The 20,992-nt window shown below is 39.4% G+C and carries 19 protein-coding genes and 1 other annotated feature; of the genes, 3 read left to right on the plus strand and 16 right to left on the minus strand.

What is annotated here, in order from left to right:
• Nucleotides 1-92: 92 nt before the first annotated feature.
• Genes trpA through JIN86_RS03785 form a run of 6 tightly spaced genes read right to left on the minus strand, consistent with a single transcriptional unit; the run spans nucleotide 93 to nucleotide 5,850 of the window.
• Nucleotides 93-884, minus strand: coding sequence for a tryptophan synthase subunit alpha (gene trpA / locus JIN86_RS03760; RefSeq protein WP_004226718.1), 792 nt, complete (start codon nucleotides 882-884; stop codon nucleotides 93-95).
• The gene (trpB, locus tag JIN86_RS03765; protein WP_004226717.1) at nucleotides 881-2,092 is read right to left on the minus strand and encodes a tryptophan synthase subunit beta; all 1,212 of its coding nucleotides are present in this window, start codon (nucleotides 2,090-2,092) and stop codon (nucleotides 881-883) included. Before trpB ends, trpA begins: the two co-directional genes overlap by 4 nt.
• The gene (locus JIN86_RS03770; RefSeq protein ID WP_202341290.1) at nucleotides 2,092-2,706 is read right to left on the minus strand and encodes a phosphoribosylanthranilate isomerase; all 615 of its coding nucleotides are present in this window, start codon (nucleotides 2,704-2,706) and stop codon (nucleotides 2,092-2,094) included. Before JIN86_RS03770 ends, trpB begins: the two co-directional genes overlap by 1 nt.
• Nucleotides 2,703-3,494 (minus strand): indole-3-glycerol phosphate synthase TrpC, encoded by a 792-nt coding sequence (gene trpC, locus JIN86_RS03775; RefSeq protein ID WP_202341291.1) that lies wholly within the window; start codon nucleotides 3,492-3,494, stop codon nucleotides 2,703-2,705. Before trpC ends, JIN86_RS03770 begins: the two co-directional genes overlap by 4 nt.
• The gene (gene trpD / locus JIN86_RS03780; protein ID WP_004226710.1) at nucleotides 3,494-4,522 is read right to left on the minus strand and encodes an anthranilate phosphoribosyltransferase; all 1,029 of its coding nucleotides are present in this window, start codon (nucleotides 4,520-4,522) and stop codon (nucleotides 3,494-3,496) included. The genes trpC and trpD overlap by 1 nt, the downstream gene beginning before the upstream one ends.
• Nucleotides 4,522-5,850: a chorismate-binding protein gene (locus tag JIN86_RS03785; RefSeq protein ID WP_202341292.1), complete on the minus strand. Its 1,329-nt coding sequence runs from the start codon at nucleotides 5,848-5,850 to the stop codon at nucleotides 4,522-4,524. The genes trpD and JIN86_RS03785 overlap by 1 nt, the downstream gene beginning before the upstream one ends.
• Nucleotides 5,851-5,949: 99 nt before the next feature.
• Nucleotides 5,950-6,186, minus strand: a binding site (T-box leader).
• 320 nt (nucleotides 6,187-6,506) lie between these two features.
• Here JIN86_RS03785 and JIN86_RS03790 point away from each other — a divergent pair.
• Nucleotides 6,507-8,195, plus strand: a complete 1,689-nt coding sequence (locus tag JIN86_RS03790) for a methyl-accepting chemotaxis protein (protein WP_202341293.1) — start codon at nucleotides 6,507-6,509, stop codon at nucleotides 8,193-8,195.
• Nucleotides 8,196-8,297: 102 nt separating this feature from the next.
• Here JIN86_RS03790 and secDF read toward each other — a convergent pair whose 3' ends face one another.
• Both secDF and JIN86_RS03800 read right to left on the minus strand, forming a co-directional pair.
• Nucleotides 8,298-10,565, minus strand: a complete 2,268-nt coding sequence (gene secDF, locus JIN86_RS03795; RefSeq protein WP_009373660.1) for a protein translocase subunit SecDF — start codon at nucleotides 10,563-10,565, stop codon at nucleotides 8,298-8,300.
• 346 nt (nucleotides 10,566-10,911) lie between these two features.
• Nucleotides 10,912-11,220 (minus strand): post-transcriptional regulator, encoded by a 309-nt coding sequence (locus JIN86_RS03800; RefSeq protein ID WP_202341294.1) that lies wholly within the window; start codon nucleotides 11,218-11,220, stop codon nucleotides 10,912-10,914.
• A 93-nt stretch (nucleotides 11,221-11,313) separates the two neighbouring features.
• Between JIN86_RS03800 and JIN86_RS03805 the strand changes: the two genes are divergently transcribed.
• Entirely contained in the window at nucleotides 11,314-12,831 is a 1,518-nt protein-coding gene (locus tag JIN86_RS03805; RefSeq protein ID WP_004226701.1) for a putative polysaccharide biosynthesis protein, read from the plus strand.
• Here the strand turns inward: JIN86_RS03805 and JIN86_RS03810 are convergent.
• The gene (locus JIN86_RS03810; protein WP_004226699.1) at nucleotides 12,828-13,463 is read right to left on the minus strand and encodes a DUF421 domain-containing protein; all 636 of its coding nucleotides are present in this window, start codon (nucleotides 13,461-13,463) and stop codon (nucleotides 12,828-12,830) included. The two genes, JIN86_RS03805 and JIN86_RS03810, sit on opposite strands and share 4 nt — an antisense overlap.
• Before the next feature lie 138 nt (nucleotides 13,464-13,601).
• Here JIN86_RS03810 and JIN86_RS03815 point away from each other — a divergent pair, with 138 nt between their 5' ends.
• The gene (locus tag JIN86_RS03815) at nucleotides 13,602-14,453 is read left to right on the plus strand and encodes a polysaccharide deacetylase family protein (protein WP_202341295.1); all 852 of its coding nucleotides are present in this window, start codon (nucleotides 13,602-13,604) and stop codon (nucleotides 14,451-14,453) included.
• A 73-nt stretch (nucleotides 14,454-14,526) separates the two neighbouring features.
• Here the strand turns inward: JIN86_RS03815 and yajC are convergent, their stop codons facing one another.
• The 7 genes from yajC to JIN86_RS23870 all read right to left on the minus strand — a co-directional run bounded on the left by yajC (nucleotide 14,527) and on the right by JIN86_RS23870 (nucleotide 20,974).
• Complete coding sequence (yajC, locus tag JIN86_RS03820; RefSeq protein ID WP_004226696.1) at nucleotides 14,527-14,793, minus strand: preprotein translocase subunit YajC; 267 nt, start codon at nucleotides 14,791-14,793, stop codon at nucleotides 14,527-14,529.
• Between the two features lie 253 nt (nucleotides 14,794-15,046).
• Nucleotides 15,047-16,192: a tRNA guanosine(34) transglycosylase Tgt gene (tgt, locus tag JIN86_RS03825; RefSeq protein WP_004226695.1), complete on the minus strand. Its 1,146-nt coding sequence runs from the start codon at nucleotides 16,190-16,192 to the stop codon at nucleotides 15,047-15,049.
• Between the two features lie 57 nt (nucleotides 16,193-16,249).
• Nucleotides 16,250-17,290, minus strand: coding sequence for a tRNA preQ1(34) S-adenosylmethionine ribosyltransferase-isomerase QueA (gene queA / locus JIN86_RS03830; RefSeq protein ID WP_202341296.1), 1,041 nt, complete (start codon nucleotides 17,288-17,290; stop codon nucleotides 16,250-16,252).
• 17 nt (nucleotides 17,291-17,307) lie between these two features.
• Nucleotides 17,308-18,312: a Holliday junction branch migration DNA helicase RuvB gene (gene ruvB / locus JIN86_RS03835; protein ID WP_004226692.1), complete on the minus strand. Its 1,005-nt coding sequence runs from the start codon at nucleotides 18,310-18,312 to the stop codon at nucleotides 17,308-17,310.
• 18 nt (nucleotides 18,313-18,330) lie between these two features.
• Nucleotides 18,331-18,951, minus strand: coding sequence for a Holliday junction branch migration protein RuvA (gene ruvA / locus JIN86_RS03840; protein ID WP_004226690.1), 621 nt, complete (start codon nucleotides 18,949-18,951; stop codon nucleotides 18,331-18,333).
• Between the two features lie 111 nt (nucleotides 18,952-19,062).
• Nucleotides 19,063-19,941: a phosphotransferase gene (locus JIN86_RS03845; RefSeq protein ID WP_366511095.1), complete on the minus strand. Its 879-nt coding sequence runs from the start codon at nucleotides 19,939-19,941 to the stop codon at nucleotides 19,063-19,065.
• A complete protein-coding gene (locus JIN86_RS23870; RefSeq protein ID WP_009373668.1) occupies nucleotides 19,931-20,974 on the minus strand; it encodes a LysM peptidoglycan-binding domain-containing protein in 1,044 nt (347 codons plus the stop codon). The genes JIN86_RS03845 and JIN86_RS23870 overlap by 11 nt, the downstream gene beginning before the upstream one ends.
• Between the last annotated feature and the right edge of the window lie 18 nt (nucleotides 20,975-20,992).

Below are 20,992 nucleotides of genomic sequence, written 5' to 3' on the forward strand. Positions count from 1 at the left end.
CACTATCCGTTAGATTGATAGTTTTATCCATCGCTTTTTAATTTCTATCTGTCACTTTCTCATTTCTTTCATCATTTAAAAAGCCTACTCTTCTAAAGAGTAGACTTCTCTAACTTACCTTTCGAGGCGGCTACTAAGGCTGCCACCGTTGCCAAATCTCCTTCGTGTAATGCTGTAACAATGGCACTACCGACAATTACACCATCTCCCAAAGCCCCCATCTTTTTCACTTGCTCAGGTGTTGAAATACCAAAGCCTGCAAGCACAGGGATTGGACTTGCTTGACGTAAGTTTGCAAAATGCTGTTCTAAATTATTGGCAAAACGCGATCTTGCTCCTGTGATCCCATTAACGGTCACTGCATAAACAAAGCCCTGACTAGCTGCTGCGATGCGTGCTATACGCTCTGGAGGGCTTGTTAATGAGATAAGCTGTACCACATCAATGCCATATGGATTTAATGCATCACGTAACAACTCACTCTCTTCCAACGGGACATCTGGTACAATTAATCCCTTAACTCCCCCAGCTACACAGGCTTGCGCAAAAGGCTTTAAGCCATATGCTAATACTGGATTGAAATAAGTCATGACTACGAGAGGCACTGTTATTTCATCTCTAAATGACGCGAGTGTTTGCAACACGTTTCTTAATGTCACACCAGCTTTGAGTGCACGTTCTCCTGCTCGTTCGATTGTTGGACCATCAGCAACAGGATCTGTAAAAGGAATCCCTACTTCAATAGCTGTTACCTCTAATTGCTGCAGTTTTAAAATAGTTGGCTTAATGGTCTCTAGCCCTCCGTCACCTGCCATGATATAAGGTATAAAAGCTTTATGACCTTCAGCTTTTGCCTGTTCGATCGCTTGCTGTAAAGTTGTCATTTAACATCCCCTCCTAGTGCAGCTCGAACTGTGTGAACATCTTTATCTCCTCGACCAGATAAGCACACAACAATGATTTGATCTTTTGCCATGGTCTTTGCAAGTTTTGCCGTATAAGCAATGGCATGAGAACTTTCAAGTGCAGGCAGTATCCCTTCCGTTCGGCTTAATAATTGTAGTGCCTCCAGTGCTTCAGCATCTGTGATGGAGTCAAATTGCGCTCGACCAATATCATGTAAATAACAATGCTCTGGTCCTTTCCCTGGATAATCTAACCCAGCTGAAATAGAATGTGCTTCTTGGACAAAGCCGTTTTCGTCCTGTAATAAATACATGTAGGCGCCATGTAATACCCCTAATTGTCCACCTGCGATGGCCGCAGCATGCTTCCCAGTTTCAAGACCACTTCCTGCTGCTTCAACACCGTATAAGGCAACTGATTCATCATCAACGAATGGGTGAAACATACCGATTGCATTACTGCCACCTCCAATACAGGCAACAACCGCATCAGGTAAACGCCCCTCTTTTTGCACGATTTGCCTTCTTGTTTCTACTCCAATGACACGCTGAAAGTCCCGAACAATTTTGGGGAATGGGTGAGGACCTAAGGCAGAGCCTAAAATATAGTGGGTATCCTCAACATTTGTCACCCAGTAACGTAGGGCAGCGTTCACAGCATCCTTTAATGTTTTAGAACCACTTTCCACCGATTGAACCTTTGTGCCAAGCAACTCCATACGAAAGACATTTAACTGCTGACGTTTTATATCTTCTGCTCCCATAAAAACAACACATTCTAGATTTAATAATGCACATGCAGTAGCTGTTGCCACACCATGCTGACCAGCACCTGTTTCAGCAACGATTTTCTTTTTACCCATGCGTTTGGCTAGAAGTGCTTGCCCAATCGCATTATTAATTTTATGTGCACCTGTATGGTTTAAATCTTCACGCTTTAAATAAATCTTTGCTCCATCTAGCGCCTTCGTTAAATTTTCTGCGTAATAGAGCGGTGTTTCGCGGCCAACATAGTCTTCTAAATAATAGGACAGCTCCTCTGTAAAGGCAGGGTCTAGTAATGCTTGCTCATAAGCAGCTTCTAATTCAAGCAAGGCTGTCATTAATGTTTCTGGCACAAACCGACCACCAAATTGTCCAAAACGCCCTTCTTTTGTCGGTACACTATTTGCTATTGATATTCCCATCATTTGCTCCCCCTCTTTACTGCCTGTAAAAAAGCTTGTATTTTGGTAGAATCCTTTCTTCCATGTGTTTCTACACCACTTGAAACATCCACCATAAAAGGCTCTACATCCGTAATGGCCGCTTCAATATTGTCTACATTGAGACCACCCGCTAATAATAATTTTTCTTTGGGAATCCCTACTTGCTCAAGGAGTGTCCAATCAAAAGTGTGACCACTCCCACCTTTAAACTCTGTACCAGGCGCGTCAAATAAATAATAATCTACTTGGTAGTTAGCTGCCGCTTGAACATCCTCTTTATCTCGTATTGATAATGCCTTTATGGCGGGATAACCTTGCTCCTGAATAAATGCTGGCGATTCCTCTCCATGATATTGCACATAATCTAAGGGTACTTGCTCTACGGCTTCTTTTAATTCAGCTGGCGTTGGATTAACAAAGACACCTATTTTTAAAACGCCTTGTGGTACATGCTTTGCTAACTGTTGGGCTTGCTCAATGGATACACGGCGTTTACTCGGTGCAAAAACAAACCCTATAGCATCTGCACCAGCATGAACAGCTGTTTTGACATGTTCTTGCTCCTGTAGACCACAAATTTTGACCTTTGTCATACCGATGCCCCCTCTTTACTTACTTGCAAATCCCGTAGTGCTTGCCCCGCATCTCCACTCCTCATTAAAGCTTCACCTACCAGGACACCGCTAGCCCCCATCGAGGCTACTAGCTTCGCATCGTCCCGCGTCCATATGCCGCTCTCACTAATTAATACTCGATTCTCATCAAATGGAAACGCATTAGCAATTTCTCTTGTGCGCTCTAGGCTTACTTCAAAGGTACGTAAATCTCGATTATTAACGCCAATTAACTTTGCATTTACAGCAAGAGCGCGTTCAAGCTCCTCACAATCGTGTACCTCCACTAAAACTTCTAGGCCTAAGCCCGTGGCATAGCTATATAAATCACGTAATGCATCATCAGTTAAGGCTGCCACAATTAATAAAATAATAGATGCACCTGCTGCCTTGGCAAATCGAATCTGCACTCGATCAATCATAAAATCCTTACAAAGAAGTGGCGTATCTACAGCACCAGCAACTGCTGCTAAATCTTCAAAGGAGCCTTTAAAAAATTCCTTGTCTGTTAAGACCGAAATAGCTGCTGCTCCTGCTAGTGCATAGACTTTTGCTTGAGCAACTGGATCTGCTCCACCAGCTATTAACCCTTTGGAAGGGGAAGCACGCTTCATTTCTGCGATGACTTGCAGTGTTTGAGCTTGACACAATGATTCAAATAACGAGCGACGTGGCGTTTCTGTAAAGTTTGCTAAAGGATCTGGCTGCTCTAATAAAGCACCTACCTCAATCTTTTTTTGCAGTAATATTTTATTGAGTATATTCATTACCCTACCTCCACTTCTTTAATTTGCATGCTATATGTTACAACCGCCTCTAATTTCTGTTGTGCTCTCCCGCTAAAAATACTTTCCTTTGCCATAGCTACACCCTCTTTGATGGTTTCCGCTTGACCATAGCCAAATAAGCCGATGCCAGCATTTAATACTACTGTATCTAAATAAGGACTCCGTTCCCCAGCCAATATTTTTTGCATAATCACCGCATTTTCATCTGCAGTGCCACCACGGATGGCCTCTAAAGGGGCCATTTGAAGACCGACATCTTCTGCGGTTAGGGAAAAGGGAATTAGATCTCCTTTATCTACTAAAACCAATGTATTTTGACCTGCTAATGAAGCCTCGTCTAAGCCTTGTGGCCCTGAGACGACAATGGCCCGCTCACGTCCAAGCATTTGTAAGACTGAGGCATATTCCATGACAAAATTCGGTCGATTAATGCCTGTAAATTGTGTGGATAATGGGACCGGATTTGTTAAAGGACCAACAAGATTAAAGATTGTCGGTTTTCCTAATGAACGGCGAACTTCACCAATTCTCTTTAATTTCGGATGAACATTCGGTGCATAAATAAAAGCGATTCCCTCTCTCTCTAGCAAATGGGCTGTTTGAGGGATGGAAATAGCTGTATGAATACCTAGTGCCTCTAGCACATCTGAGCTACCAGAGGAGGAAGAGATTTTACGGTTCCCATGCTTGGCAATTTTGACACCCGCTCCAGCTAACACGAAAGCAGAAGCTGTACTGATATTAAAAGTATGAAGACCATCTCCACCTGTACCGCAATTATCCATATAGCTACCTTCTTTTACGACTATATCAAGAGCAAAAGATCGCATAATAGTTGCTAATGCAGCTACTTCATGTGCAGTTTCTCCCTTTGCAGCTAAAGCTGTTAAAAAGCTTGCTATTTCTTCCTTAGGAGTATCATCTTGAAATAACCATTGCGCTGCCTGTAACATTTCTTCATACATGAGATGTGTTCCCTGCAGTACTTTCCTTTGTAATTGTTCCATTAGTTTTGCCCCCCATTGTTCACCAGTAACTGTAAAAATGTCTGTTCTTCCTCTTGCACTTGATGTAAAACGTTTTGCACATTTGTATATTTGGTAACAGTTATTGTTGCTTGCAAATGCATGGTATCCTGTTTAACTACAATCGATTGACCTGCTAAGGCAAAATCCAAATGACCATTAAATCCAATAAAGCCGAGAGCACCAAAATAACCAGCTGCATGCGGAAGCTCCGTTGCTGAAAGTGGGGATATGGTTGCTGCTAAAACATCCAGGGCATGAAGCATTGGTAAAAGCTTTCCTTCCACCCTAGTCGTCATGTGCAGTGCCTTTTTGGACCGCTGAATACGCATAGCCTCCATGACCTGAACAGAATCTCGAAAACAAACCGACTGTAATTCTTGCTGAATAGCCCTAACAAGAAGTGCATGTGATTGCCTAATGCTTTCATGGTTGTATAATTTGCGTTCATTTTCTAGTTCTTCATTTTTTGTTTCCCCTCGCGGATATGTTCCTTCTGTAGGAGTCGCAATAACGCTTTCACCTTTTACTCGGATTAGACTTTCAGGAGAAGTACCTAACACAACATGATCCTCAAACTCTATATAATACATAAAGGCTGCAGGCTTTTTTTTACGTAGCTGTCGATACAAAGCCAACGTATCACCTTGAAAGTTGGCTACATTGCGGTTCGGCAAAACGACCCTTGTTATGTTATCTTGTAAATTGGCTTGCATTGTCTGTAAAACCGTTGCAAATGATTCATTTGTTGCAGTATCAAGCGGTTGATAACGATAAGATGCTTCGTCACTGATATGCCCGTTTACTATTTGTTGAGCCAAATCTTCCAAATCAGGTTCTTGCTTTTCTGCATCTATAGTTGTATGAATCAATGTCACTTCATCTGTTTGATGATCGAATACAATAATCGTTTCATAAACATGAAAATGAGCATCAGGCAGTTCTATTTTTTTATCTACGAACATCGTTGTACCGCCAAAGCCTATATATCCAACGGCACCACCTGAAAATGGAAATTGTGTCGTATGGGAAATACGTGGCATGAGGCGTTTCAGAAGGACAAAAAGTTCCCCTTGATGCACATATGTTTTTCCTGTTTTATAGGAAACCTCTTGGATTTCTTGGCCCACACCTTTATATGTTTTTCGTGGATTAGCCCCAATAAAGGAAAACCTTCCAGCTCCTTCGTGTTGGGCAGAACTTTCCAATAAAAATTTATGTTTTCCCTGTAAACGCCTAAAAATCAAAATAGGTGTTAAAGAATCGCCATTGATCGTTTTCATTTTTGTTCTTGAACTCGTTGTTTGCATAGCTATTTTGCTCCTTTTTCAAAGATTCCTTTAGCTAATGTCTAGACGAATGCTGAATGAAAATAAAAAAGCCCTCTGCAAAAAGGATTATTCCTAATTGCAGAGGACGATTATGACCGCGTTGCCACCTCATATTAGAGCATATGCTCTCACTTTTGTGCTTTATGGGTATGGTAAACCACACCTTGAAAGCACCCCTATAACGTGGGGAATCACGTTCGCTTTTTTATAAGCGACTCTCATAAGTCCATTCACATAAGCTGTAAATCAGTTTACACCAGCCACTGACTCTCTTTATTACACACTTAGGCTACTACTCTTATTCAACAATTTCTCAGCTATTCTCATCTAAACTCAGCTCATCTGTTCTGCGGCTGACCTCGCTCCCGAGACCTTCTACCTTTACCGAACAAAAAGTTAGCCTTAATTTTATGCCAATCCAATACTATTGTCAATCAATTCTGACGAAAACAGTTAAAATTCCTATTTTATCAGCAGAATCAAAAGTAGGTATATTATCCTTCTATAAAAACTTATTGGAGAATAAGATTTCCTACGATTGAAAATCTCTTGACTATTGACCATGTAAATATATCAAGTTATAGTAATTTCAGAACATCAATTTTTTCCATATAATAAAAGAAAGTAGGAAGTTTATGTCCGTTCGAAAAAAATTAAATATAGGATTCATTTCCTTAACATGTTTACTTTTTATCTCAAGCATCGTATCATTTATTCAATTTAAAACAACACAGAATGATTTAGAAGAAGTATTGAAGCATCGGATGGTACAAATCCAATTAACAGATAAAATCCAACAACAACTTGCATCTCAAGGTTTATTTTTACGCTCCTATATTTTAAATAAGAAGGACGAAACAGCTAAGGCCAATTTAGAGCGCTATGAAAAGTTGTTACCTGAAACAGTTCATGAACTTTCTACTATTGTTCGAACAGATTATACAAAAAATATTATGCAGCAAATTACGGAATTGCAAAAAGAGTTACTATCAAATTCACAGAAAGCTTTACAAGCGTTTAATAGTGGCAACATGGATCTAGCACTCTCTATCATCAATAATGATGTTACAAAATACAATAAGGACATTTTTAAGTTAACAACTGAATTATTAGCTTATCACGATGAACAGCTTCAAAATGTTGACCAATCTGTTAATCAAACCGTTTCACGCGCTATTATCATTGCTATTAGCCTTCTCCTTGCAAGTATTATTATTGGTTTATATTTTATGCATATGGTCAAAGCCTCCATTGTCCTGCCCCTACGCAAGGTAATTGGAGCAGCAGATACATTAGCACAAGGTGATTTAACAATTGCGGAGCTTGACCATCAATCAAAAGATGAGATCGGTACACTTGCAAATGCAGTCAATACATTAAAACAAAATCTAGCTGGTTTAATGACTAACATTCAAGATAGCGCATCCCATTTATCGGCTGTTTCAGAAGAGCTTTCTGCTAGTACAGAGGAAGTAACCGCAACTTCTGATAATATTGCTCAACGAATTCAAGATAATGTAACACATATCACTTCTTCTGCTAGTGCCTCTCAGCAAAGTGCTGTGGCAATGGATGAAACTGCTTCAGGTGTCCAACGCATTGCGGAGGCGACTCAAAGTCTTCATCATAATGCAGAAAATCTGACTCAGCTTGCCCATACAGGTGGTGCAACGATTGCAACAGCAAAAGAACAGATGAATATGATCGCACTAGCAACTTCTGATATTGCAACATTAACGCAAAAACTAAGTAAGCAATCAGAAGAAATTGGACAAATTACAACAGTGATTACAGCAATCTCAGCACAAACAAATTTACTGGCACTAAATGCAGCTATTGAAGCAGCAAGAGCAGGAGAACATGGAAAAGGCTTTGCAGTCGTAGCGGATGAGGTACGAAAACTTGCTGAGGAATCGAATCAATCTGCTAGCCAAATCGTTGCTATTACAAAAGAAATTCTAACAGATACGCAAAATGTAGCAGCATCAGTAGACAATGGTTTAGCTTCTGTAAAGGACGGCGTAGCCAAAATTCATGAGGCTGGAGATGCTTTCTATTCCATCACTTCTGCTGTTGCTGCATTCACAGAGCAAATTGAAGAAATTTCTGCCACATCTGAAGAGATCTCTGCTAGTGCAGAGCAGGTTGCAGCTTCTGTTACGGAAATTGCCAATGTTTCTAACCAATCAGCAACGAATTCTCATATGATTGCAGAATCTGTTGACGAGCAAGTTGCGACCATGCAGCAGGTAAATACTGTCGCAGAAGAATTAAGTGAAAATGCACAACAGCTACAAGGCTTAATCCAGCAATTTAAACTGTAAATACTATATGAAAAATCTGCTGCTTTTTTAAAAGGCAGCATTTTTTGCATGAAAAAAGCAGAGAATAGAAAACCATTCGTTTCCCATTCCCTGCTAACTATCTTATACAGTAGGTTCGTCTGTACCCCATTGTTTTTTCTCTTTTTTGTGTAGCTTTCCATCTGTTTTTTTCATTTCACGAATTTTTAATGAATACCAGATTTGAGCTGCGATACAGATTGAAGAATACATACCTGTAATCAAACCAATCAATAACGCAATAGAGAAGTTTTGAATAGATGGTGCACCAAAAATTAATAGGGCTACAACAACGATAATTACAGTTAATACTGTATTAACCGAACGACCCATTGTTTGACGTAGCGATTTATTCACGATATTCGCCAATACTTCACGGTCATTAATGGTATCATAGCGATTTAAGTTTTCCCGCATACGGTCAAAGGTAACAATCGTATCATTGATGGAATATCCAACAATTGTTAATACAGCTGCAATGAACGTAATATCTACTTCTAAACGCATGAAGCTAAAGACGGCAACGATTAAGAATACATCATGCAATAATGAAACAATTGCACCAATACCCATGCGCCATTCAAAACGAATTGCCACATAAATGATGATCCCTATTGCTGCAAGAGATAAAGCCTTAATCGCATTTTTTACAAGTTCCTTACCAACTGTAGGCGATACGGTACTTACCGCTGGTTCATGACCATATTTTTCGCCAGCTTCTTTTTTAATTTCTATAATTTCTGCTTGTGTAAGGTCATCTTTATAGCGAATGACTGCTGTATTACTTTTCTCACCAGAGAGTATGATATCCTCTGAAGAAAAATCAATGCTATCTAGATATTTGGATACTTCTTCTTTTGTTAATGTTTGGTCAGATTCAATTTGGACACGCGTACCGCTTGAGAAATCAATACCTAGGTTAAGGCGGAAAATGCCAAGAACCACTAAACCAGCCACTAAAATGGCTAATGAGAACGTATAGAATTTCTTACGGTTATGCACAAAGTCAAATCGATCAAATTTCGTTGATAAATCTAATGTACCAATATTTTCATCTAGACTATGCTGTTTGGATTTTGCAATACCAAACCACGCTGGACTGTTGAAATAGCCACTGTTAACAAGTAGTCCTAATAGGACACGTGAGCCCCAAACTGCTGTTAAGAAGCTCAATAAAATACTAATAATTAATGTGGTAGCAAATCCTTTAACAGAGCTTGTTCCCCATTGGAACAATACTGCTGCAGCTAATAAAGTTGTCAACTGCGCATCAATAATGGCTGATAAAGATTGTTTAGACCCAATTTGGAAGGCTTGTTTAACGGAATAGCCTACTCGCAGCTCTTCACGAATACGTTCAGCCGCTAGAATATTGGCATCTACTGCCATTCCTATACCCAGGACAATGGCCGCAATACCTGGGAGTGTTAATACCGCATTAATCCAGTCAAAGACAACTAATACTAGGAAGGTGAACACAGCCAATGTAATAATAGAAATAAAGCCTGGTAAACGATAGTAGAATAGCATAAATAAGAAAATAACTACTACGCCTACAATACCAGCAAAAATCGTACTTTTCAGTGCTGCATCACCAAACTGAGCACCAACAGAAGTTGAATAAATTTCATCTAGTTTTACAGGCAATGCCCCTGCATTTAAAATATCTGCTAAATTTTTTGTTTCTTCAACAGAGAAATTACCACTAATCATAACATCTGTTGTATTTAATGTTTGACTAACAGTTGCTGCAGATGCATAGCGAGGCTTTGCCTTTTGTGATTCCGCTTTATAGGAATCGACACCCTCTTCAAAGTCTAACCATACAACCAGTAAATTTTGACCTGCGGGTTTTGCCGCAATTTTACTTGTTATATCAGCAAATTTTTTCGCATCTTTTAAAGTTAAGGATACAATCGGACGATTTTGTTGGTCAAAAGAGTCTTTAGCACCGTTAGCTTTCAAATCGTCTCCATCTAATAATAAATTATCATCAACATCACGGAATGTTAAATTCGCAGAAGTAGACAATAACTTACGTGCCGATTCCTGATCCTCAACACCAGCTAATTGCACGCGAATACGATTTTTGTCCTCAACCTGAATACTCGGTTCACTAACCCCCATCGTATTTACACGTTCACCAAGTGCAGTGGATGTTGCTGTGACAATTTCTGGTGTAATTTTTTGTCCTTCTTTTAATTCATTTACCTCGTAAAGCACTTCAAACCCGCCCTGTAAGTCAAGACCAAGCTTGATGTCCTTTAAGACGCCGTTTACAGTCGTACTAATACCTGCTGCCAATAGCACGATAATCAGTAGGAATGCAACTATACGACTTTTTAGTTTCATTAATAAATCCTCCTCGAATTGGTGTAAGGGCTGTCCTTACACGCCAAACAAGTAACTAGCAATACCTTTTGAAACGTTTAATCCTCCTTTTCATCTAGAATCGTGTTACCTGTGCTTCAAAAAGGTTGCTTTACTTATTTCAATCGTTCATAACGCGCAAGTTTATCTTAGTATTATTAGGTACTAGCCTTCTAAATGTCAATAAAAGCAATGAAGACTTATGTAAGTAAGAACTTATTCAAAATAAAAAAAGCGCAACACACTTATTATGAAACAGGTTGCGCTTGGTGTCAATTCAACACGTATAGGATTCTTAGAATTATTGTAAAATTTGACACATCATTGATTACGTTCTGACTGGACCAAGCAGTAATTGTAACTCGTCTGTATTCACTTCTTCAAACCAATTATTACTTTGTAAAAACTCTACTTGATTAAATGAGACGATATCAGATGGTGATACCGAAAAAATGGTAGAAACAACTTCATGTAAACGTAGTTGCTCAACTTTCTTTTTACGCCATTTTTTTTCAATACAGTAGCGCCAGAGTTCTTCGGCTGTAATAGCATTATATTGATAATGCTGGAACTCTGCTATCTTACTATCAATTGCCGGACGAATCTTTTCAAATAGTTGCTCATATTGCATACTCATTTTGAATCATCTCCAATCAAAGTCGTAACGTAAGACATGCTTGCATACAAATAGTGTAAATGAATTTTTGCGGCTTGAGAAGGGACGGATGGCATGAGTTCTTTTGTACGAGGTACATTATTTTTAATGTTTGTGATTTTTTTATCTAAACTTTTTGGCTTCTTTTATAGAATGCAATTTATGCGGATTGCTGGTGAAGAGGCTGTCGGTATTTATATGACCGTCTATCCAGCGTTTATTTTCTTCATCTCACTCATTCAACTAGGACTACCTATCGCTGTTGCTAAAATAGTGGCTGAACTACTAGCAAAAAATAAACGTGAGAACATCTTTGGTGTCATGCGTACAGCCATTCTTTGGTCATTCATTGGCATGATCATTTTTATGCCACTCGTTGCACTAACAATACCATATATTTCAACAACTCTATTACATAATGAACAGACAACATTTACACTATGGATTGCACTCTTTGCTGTACCAGTATCAGTTGGATCTGGTTTATTACGTGCCTATTTACAAGGTGTTGCTAAGATAACACCGACAGCATGGGCACAAATGATCGAACAAATTGTACGTATTAGCTTTATTACTTTAATGCTACCCTATGTGGCTAATTACAATAATGCTGCTGTCACAGCTGCGGCGGCAATGGGCATTACACTGCTAGCCGAAGTTGTAGCATTCTTGTACTTATGGCTACACTATATCGTTTCCAAAAAGAAATTACTGACACGAAAAACTAAAATTGAAGGGTATCCTGCATCACCAATGTTGCGTATTGCCCTTCCCTCTGCAGGCAGTAAGCTTTTTGGTTCTTTCACTTGGTTTTTAGAGCCGATTATCTTTTTAAAAGCATTAACTGTGGCCGGTTTAACCGCCTCTGCTGCCACTATTTTATATGGTGTCATCTCCGGTGTTTTGGTGCCATTACTGTTATTTCCTGCGTTTGTATCAACAGCCTTATCGATTGTGCTCATTCCAGCTGTTAGTGATGCCGTCGCTCGTCAGCACATCCCACTATTACAGGAACGAATTTCGGTGTCCCTAAGATTGTCTTCGCTAGTGGGTTGCTTTGCTGCTACGTATTTCTTTGTGCATGGAGATGAATTAGCTATGAAGCTTTTTCATTTAGAAGAAAATCGTGGGTACGTTAAAATTTTAGCACCTATTTTTTATTTTTATTATATTCAAAGTCCTCTACACTCCATCTTACAAGCAATTGGTGAGGCAAGAGCTGCCATGATGAATTCCATCTATGGTGGGCTAGGTAAACTATTTGTAATGTTTGTACTTGCCTCTCAACCAGGTATCCAGGAAAAAGGAGCCGTTGTAGCTATTGGCTTTGGGGTTTTACTAACGTCATTCTTGCATATTGCAACAGTTAGACAACGTAAAAACCTGCGCGCTGGCTTCAGAATGTTTGTTGTGCCTTATAGTTGTTTTATTGCTGTTTGCGTCGCCCAGTATTTCCTTATTCCGATACTATCCCTACCATTTATTTTAAGTAGTGGTGTCACATTATTTTTGCTATTCACCTTTTTATTATTTACCAATCAGTTGCGTATTACCGATTTCCGTTACATTAAAAAATTAGCGAAGAAAGTCTAGGATTCCTTTAATTGGATATGCAGCTTATTGTCTTCCCAAATACAAAAAAATACCGTTTCACTGTCAGTAATATTATTTTTTGCTAGCTCACCCATTAGCCATTCCACATCTTTATGCATAGTAAATAAATGTCTTTCTTGGATATCACCGTCGATAATCAATGGATACACAAAGGCTTTTTCATCTTTTTTATAGACAGAAAGATTGCCTGAAGGCTCTAAATACGCAAACGCTACATCTGTCACAGATGCAATTCCGTTTTCTCGTAATTGCTGACATAAATCATCTAAATTATAGCGGTGTTTTCTCATCTCACTCTCTAAAATAACACCGTCTTTTACTAATAAAGCAGGGTCACCATCCACTAGGTCACGTATTTTTTTGAACTTTAATGACAAAAAGGCACTTAATATTTGAATAAAGAGCAAAATAATGATAGGTAGTATCGCATTAAAGAGAGGATTTTTATAATCGTCTAGCGCAAAGGCTGCTACTTCTGCAATTAATACAAATACGACCAAATCGATGACTGATAATTCACCTACTTCTCGTTTACCCATTAAACGGAAAACGATGATGATAAACACATACAAAAAGCAAGTTCTAAAAATAATATGGTAATATTCTTCCATATAAACACCCCCATACTATCAAGGTGACCTTACTTATTGTTTTTTATACAGTTTTCAAGGAATAGTCCCTACTTGTTCGTACATACTAACATAGAGCTTAAATGCTTATCACAATAAACATGCAAACAAGGTGAGGACATGACAAAAAAAATAATTGTTTTCGTTTTTGTTTATATCCTTTTTCTTATTAGACCTCATCTTATTTACGGGTATCAAGAACAGGAAATACCTATTCTTATGTACCATCATTTAGAGGACAATATAAACAATACTACAGTTATTTCACCCAAGAACTTTGAAAATCAAATGAAATTGCTTAAAATGGAAGGCTATCAGGCCATTTCTGCTCAGCAATTATATGATTACTTAAACGACCAAGCGCCGTTACCTCAAAAGCCTGTGTTAATTACTTTTGACGATGGGTATTTTAGTAATTATGAAAAAGCTTACCCGATATTGAAAAAATATGGTATGCATGCAGAAATTTTTGTGATTGCAAGCAGAATCCTAGAGATGAATGGAAACAATCACTATCCAAATGAAACTGCAAAGATGAATTGGGATCAATTAATGGAAATGAAGGATTATATTACAATTCAGAGTCATACTTGGGACTTACATTATAAATTACCTTCAAAAAATGGTAAGCCTAATGGCGCAGTATATGGTCCTAGTATTGTGAATGGGCAACTAGAGAGTCAGGCTGAATATGAAGAAAGGGTAAGAAATGATTTTATTCATTCAAGAAAAATAATCAAAGAAAAGCTAGGATATGAACCAATTGCAATAAGCTATCCTTATGGGATTTATTCACCCTCCACCATCAAATTAGCCAAGGAAGCTGGCTTTAAGATGGCCTTTGTCATACAAAATAAACGTGTAAAAAAAGGCGATTCCCTATTTACATTAAGCAGAATAACGATAAATGGCAATGATACTGGTGAGGCATTCATTCATAAATTAAAAACTGCAACTGCAAAAAACACTTAAACACAGCCATCCAATATTGTATAAAAAAGACTTACAATATAGCTATCGCCTATTGTAAGCCTTTTCTTCTTTGTTACTGATTGTCATTGACAATTCGTCCAATTGCTTGACGGTCAAATTTCACTCGTACATTGTCAGCAATTTTTAATGTCACTGCTGTGTCTTCAATTGCATCAATAACACCGTGTAAACCACCAATTGTAATGACTTTATCTCCACGTTGCAAACTACTTTGCATATTTTGTGTTTCCTGCTGTCTTTTTTTAGCTGGACGGATTAAGATAAACCACATTGCAACGAACATTAATAATATTGGTGCTAATCCTAATAATTGATCCATAATAGCATCTTGCCCCCTTTCCAAATCTCACTTTTTTAGTATAGACTATTCCACCATTAAAAAGCGATGGACAAGCCCAAAAATTTTCTCAATTACTAATATTTTTTCTATGATTGACAATATTTTGCTAGAAATATTCACTTTTTACAAAGTTTTGAATGATTTGCAAAACTATTGCTATGGATGATGGACATTAGGGGATGCCTAATGTCCTTTTTTAATTTAGCGCATGTAATGATCCTATTCGTCTAGTTTAAAAGTTTTTTGCATTTGGCCCATTAAAGCCGTATTTTTCAAAGAACTCTTCACGGAAATCACCAAGACGATCTTGACGAATTGCCTCACGCACTTGCTCCATCAATTTTAATAGGAAGTGTAGATTATGATAGGATGTTAAACGAATACCGAACGTTTCTTCCGTGCGAATAAGGTGACGAACATAGGCACGAGAATAATTTTTACATGTATAGCAGTCACAGTTCGGATCAATCGGCCCAAAGTCACGTGCATATTTTGCATTTTTCACTACCAGACGTCCTTCTGATGTCATCAGTGTTCCATTACGTGCAATACGTGTTGGCAGTACACAGTCAAACATATCAATACCGCGAATTGCCCCATCAATTAAAGAATCTGGTGAGCCAACACCCATTAAATAACGAGGTTTATTTTCAGGCATCATTGGCGTAGTAAATTCTAAAACGCGGTTCATCACATCTTTCGGTTCTCCAACGGATAATCCACCAATTGCATAGCCTGGGAAATCTAGTTCTACTAACGCTTCTGCTGAGCGGCGACGTAAATCTTCGTACTCTCCACCTTGAATAATGCCAAATAAACCTTGCTCCTCTGGACGCTGATGTGCTTCCTTACAGCGTTTTGCCCAACGCGTTGTACGATCAACTGATTTCAGCATATAGTCATGTGTCGCAGGATATGGTGGACATTCATCAAAGGCCATCATAATATCAGAACCTAGATCATTTTGAATTTCCATTGCCTTTTCTGGGCTCAAAAATAATTTATCTCCATTGAGGTGATTACGGAAATGAACGCCTTCCTCCTCAATTTTTCGGAATTGACTAAGTGAAAATACTTGGAAACCACCTGAATCCGTTAAAATTGGACGATCCCAGTTCATAAATTTATGGAGTCCGCCTGCTTCTTTGACAATATCATTACCTGGACGAAGCCATAAATGGTACGTATTGGACAGAATAATACCGGCATTCATCTCTTTTAATTCTTCTGGTGACATGGTCTTCACCGTTGCTTGTGTGCCCACCGGCATAAATGCTGGTGTTTCAAAGGAGCCGTGTGGTGTATGAACGATGCCAAGACGTGCTCCTGTTTGTTTACATGTATGAAGTAGTTCATATCGAATTGCTGGTTGTGTCATAAAATAAATAATCCTTTCTTATCTGAAGTAAAAACAGTACTCCGATTTTATCCACTATTATTTTTTGGGACGTATAAACATTGCATCACCAAAACTAAAGAAGCGATATCTTTCTTCTACAGCTTGCTGATAAGCACTTAAAATGGTCTCACGAGTGGCTAGCGTACTAACAAGCATGACTAGTGTTGATTTTGGTAAATGGAAGTTTGTGATTAACCCATCCACCACCGTAAAATTGTAGCCTGGATAGATGAAAATAGACGTCCAACCTTGTTCTGCTCGCACTTCTCCCTCATATTTAGAACCAATTGTCTCTAATGTACGAGTAGAGGTTGTCCCAACAGCTATTACCTTGCCACCGTTACGCTTTACGCGATTAATTGTATGTGCTGCTTGTTCTGAAACACTATAGAATTCCGCATGCATTTCATGGTTCTCAATCGAGTCTACACTAACGGGACGGAAAGTGCCAAGACCGACATGTAGCGTAATAAAGACAACCTCTACGCCTTTAGCCTTCACTTGAGCTAATAGCTCCTCTGTAAAATGCAACCCAGCTGTAGGCGCTGCAGCAGAACCACGCTCTTTGGCATAAACGGTTTGATAACGATCTTTATCCTCTAGTTTTTCACGAATATAGGGAGGTAACGGCATTTCACCAAGTTGCTCTAATATTTCATAAAAAATACCATCATACTGAAATTCAAATGTACGTCCGCCATGTTCAAGCTCACCTGTACATGTAGCTGTTAATAAACCGTCTCCAAATGTGATGACTGTTCCTACCTTTACACGCTTTGCTGGTTTTACAAGTGTTTCCCACTCATCTGTACCAGCCATTTGCTTCAGTAGCAATACTTCTATATGGGCACCTGTTTCTTCTTTTACACCCATTAAACGAGCAGGTAAAACTCTTGTATCATTTAGTACAAGACAGTCTCCAGCATGTAGCTCGTCTAATACATGGGCAAAATGGTGGTGCTCCACATTATTTGAGCCCGGTGTCACGACCATTAATCGACTCGCTGTACGATCGACTAATGGTGTTTGGGCAATAAGCTCCTCTGGTAATTCAAAATCAAAATCTTCTACACGCATGAAAATAACTTCCTTCTTTATGTTTGTTGGGGATACTCATATCCAAAATGTTCGTAGGCTAAATGTGTGGCTACTCTTCCTCTCGGGGTACGTTGAATAAGGCCAATTTGCATCAAATAAGGCTCGTATACATCTTCTATCGTAACCCGTTCCTCACCAATTGATGCAGCAAGAGTATCTAAGCCTACTGGTCCTCCTCGGAATCGCTCAATCATATTAGTTACAAGTTTATGGTCAATATGATCAAGCCCTCTAGGATCTACTTGTAACAGCTCTAGTGCTTGCTGTGCAAGACCCTCCGTAATCATACCATCTCCAAGCACTTGTGCATAATCTCGCACTCGTTTCAATAAACGATTGGCAATTCGAGGTGTTCCACGTGAGCGTCTCGCCATTTCCATTGCTGCTACTTGCTCTATTTCTACCTCAAATAAATGTGCACTTCTCACAACAATTTCTGCAAGCGATCGGTCATCATAATATTCTAGGCGCAGCAACACACCAAAGCGATCTCTTAGAGGTGCTGATAGGGCACCCGCTCTTGTTGTTGCACCTACAAGGGTAAAGGGAGGTAAATCAAGTCGTACAGAACGTGCTTCAGGACCTTTTCCTACCACAATATCTAAGCAGAAGTCTTCCATTGCTGGATATAATACTTCTTCAATAGCACGAGGCAGGCGATGAATTTCATCAATAAATAAAACGTCCCCAGGCTCTAGTGAACTTAAAATAGCTGCCAAATCTCCTGGACGCTCAATCGCAGGGCCACTTGTCATGCGTACGTTAACATTCATCTCATTTGCGATAACAGCCGCTAAGGTCGTTTTACCAAGTCCTGGAGGTCCATATAGCAACACATGATCTAAACTTTCTTGGCGAAGCTTTGCCGCTTCAATGAATATTTGTAAGTTTTCCTTTACTTTATGTTGCCCAATGTACTGGGCTAATTTTTGAGGGCGTAAAGATAACTCAAACTGCTCATCATAGCTCCCTGCTTCACTTGCCATCATACGTTCAGACATGCACCTTTCCTCCTTTCCTTATTTTAATTTTAGCAGTAGTTGCAATGCTTGTTTCATAAAGGCATCTGTCGTTTCAAGTTTATCGTTATCCTCTAGCTGTGGTTTAATTTTTTCTAGCTCTTTTTCAGAATAGCCAAGTGCCATTAAGGCAAGTAAGGCCTCTTCTAATTCGTGTTTATACGCATTCACACCAAACAAAGGTAACTCATCTTCTGCACTAGGTAACTCCAGTGTATCTAATAATGAACCAAGTTTGCCCTTCAAGTCGAGGATCATTTGACGTGCTGTTTTTTTACCAACTCCAGGGAATTTCACTAAAAACGCTTCATCCTCTCGTTCAATTGCGCTAATAACCTGTTGTGGATTACCTGTAGCTAAAATCGCTAAAGCGCCCTTTGGTCCTATTCCTGACACTAAAATAAGCTTACGGAATAACTCACGCTGATCTAGATTAGGGAAGCCATATAAAACTTGTGCATCCTCTCGTACATGCAAATGAACATATATCTGTTGTTCAAGGGCAGATGTTCGAAAAGCAAATGGATTGGGCGTATTAAGTTGCCACCCAATCCCCTGTTGTTCCAGCACAATAAATTCAGGTGTAATACGAGTAATTTGTCCTTTTAAATAATCATACATCTATAATCCCTCACAATCGTCGTCTTCGATTATAGCATATAGCGAACGAATGCTCGACAAAAAGTAGCGTCGAAACGCCGTTCGCAGACAAAAATGACCGCCAATTGACGGTCATTTCTTGACAAATCTATCAATATCGTACCACAGTTTTGGCCAATAGGTGAGGGCTCGTTTTGTAAACGGTACTAAATAATCTAAAAATACTAGCTGTTGCTCTAGTGGTAAATCTATAGCAAACAGCCATTCTCGTAATAACTCATTCGGGTATTTCAAACGATGAAGCTTTCTTTTATCCAGTCGTTTTAGCTCAGGTAACTCTGCAAAAATCTTTCCAAGATCATAATCTACAGCAGGTAACACACGATGTAACCATAAAATATACTCGTCATCCGCTTCACCAAGGTGTGCTAAATCAAAATCAATTAAACGTAATTGTCCATCGGAGCACCATAAAAAATTATGATGAACTACATCCCCATGCAATAGCGTAATCTCTTTTTCAGGTGCATCTTCCAATGCAATCAATTGTAATGACTTATCACTATAATGCAGTATTTGATCAATTTCTTCTTTCGTTAAAAATGTTCGAAACTCATTTCTTCTACTTTTAAAACGCATATAACGCATTTGCCATTTTAAAAGCTGTGAGTAGGTATGCAAGCCTGGCATGCGCTGCCACGCAATCTTTTTATGTGTATCATGTAAAGCGATTAATAGTCTAAGAGATTCCTTACGATCTTTTTTATGCGCAAAGTTAGCACCGTGGCTTCCTTCTTGCCACATTTGCACAATTAACTGCTCATCATCGCTCTGAACTAATGGTAGGATCAAAGAAGGTTCCATACGTCCTAATTGGCGATGAATGGTTCTTACCTTCTCTGCAATTTCCACTTGCTTTGCACGTTTGACAAAATAATTTTTCGATCGATACTTATATTTCCAAATATTTGGCTTTACTTCTTCTACAATATATGCTTTTTCACCATCGATAAGGCGTCATCCCGCCTGGGAAATAATGTGGTGACATCCAAGGACCTGTTGCTGATGGGCACGGTGGTGGACAATGTGTCGGACATGGTGGTGGCGGGCAATGACAAGGGTCCATTTGCCAATTTGGCATCATCATTGGTTGTGTGCCACAGCCACAAGATTGACCCATATTCATATCAGGCATCATCATTGGTTGTGTGCCACAACCACAGGATTGCCCCATATTCATATCAGGCATCATATCCATTTGCGGCTTCATTTGGTGATCTTGCGTATGGAAGAATGGTGATGTGGACTCTAAAAAGTCTTCCATTCCACCAACTTTATGATCTGGCATGTCATAGGACATTTGCTGCTGTGGCATCGTATAATGCTCGACCTGCGGCTGCATTGGCATCGGCCACCACATCTGATGATAGATCGGCTGATGGCAACTTGAACAATGTGGTACGGCAGGCATTTGTGGCATGATATGCATTGGTGGATGTGGTGCTGGTTGTGGCATTGGCTTCGGTTTAGCTACAGGTGGTGGTGGCGGTGTAGGTGCTGGCGGCGGTGGTGGCTGTATTTGTACAGGTGGTATTGTAACATTTTGCTCCATTTGTGGCATCACCAATTGCTGGTGCCAATTCATTTCCACAGGCTGCGGTACCCACATCGGCTGTTGTGGCATCTGCATTGGCATTGGCATCGGTATTGGTATCGGTATCATTTGTGGTTCTGGCATTGGCATAGGTGCTGGTGGTGGCGGTACAATTGGCGGTGGTGGTGGCATTGGTCGCTGTACCTCTTTTTTAGGACTTTCCTTTGGTGTCTCCTTATGCACTTGTGTTTCCTTTTTCGGCATTTCTTTATGTGAATCTCTATGCGGCTCTTTGTTTATTTTTTCAGGCAATATAATTTCCATGCCTGGAACAATATAATCTGGGTTGGCAAGATGGACATTGAGCCGCTTCAAATCTTCAAACGAAATGCCGTACTCTTTTGCAATCTTCCACAATGTATCTCCCTTTTGAACAATATGAATACGCAATTTTTTCCTCCCTTCCTC

This window comes from Lysinibacillus sp. HST-98, from assembly GCF_016757845.1.
Taxonomy (GTDB): domain Bacteria; phylum Bacillota; class Bacilli; order Bacillales_A; family Planococcaceae; genus Lysinibacillus; species Lysinibacillus capsici.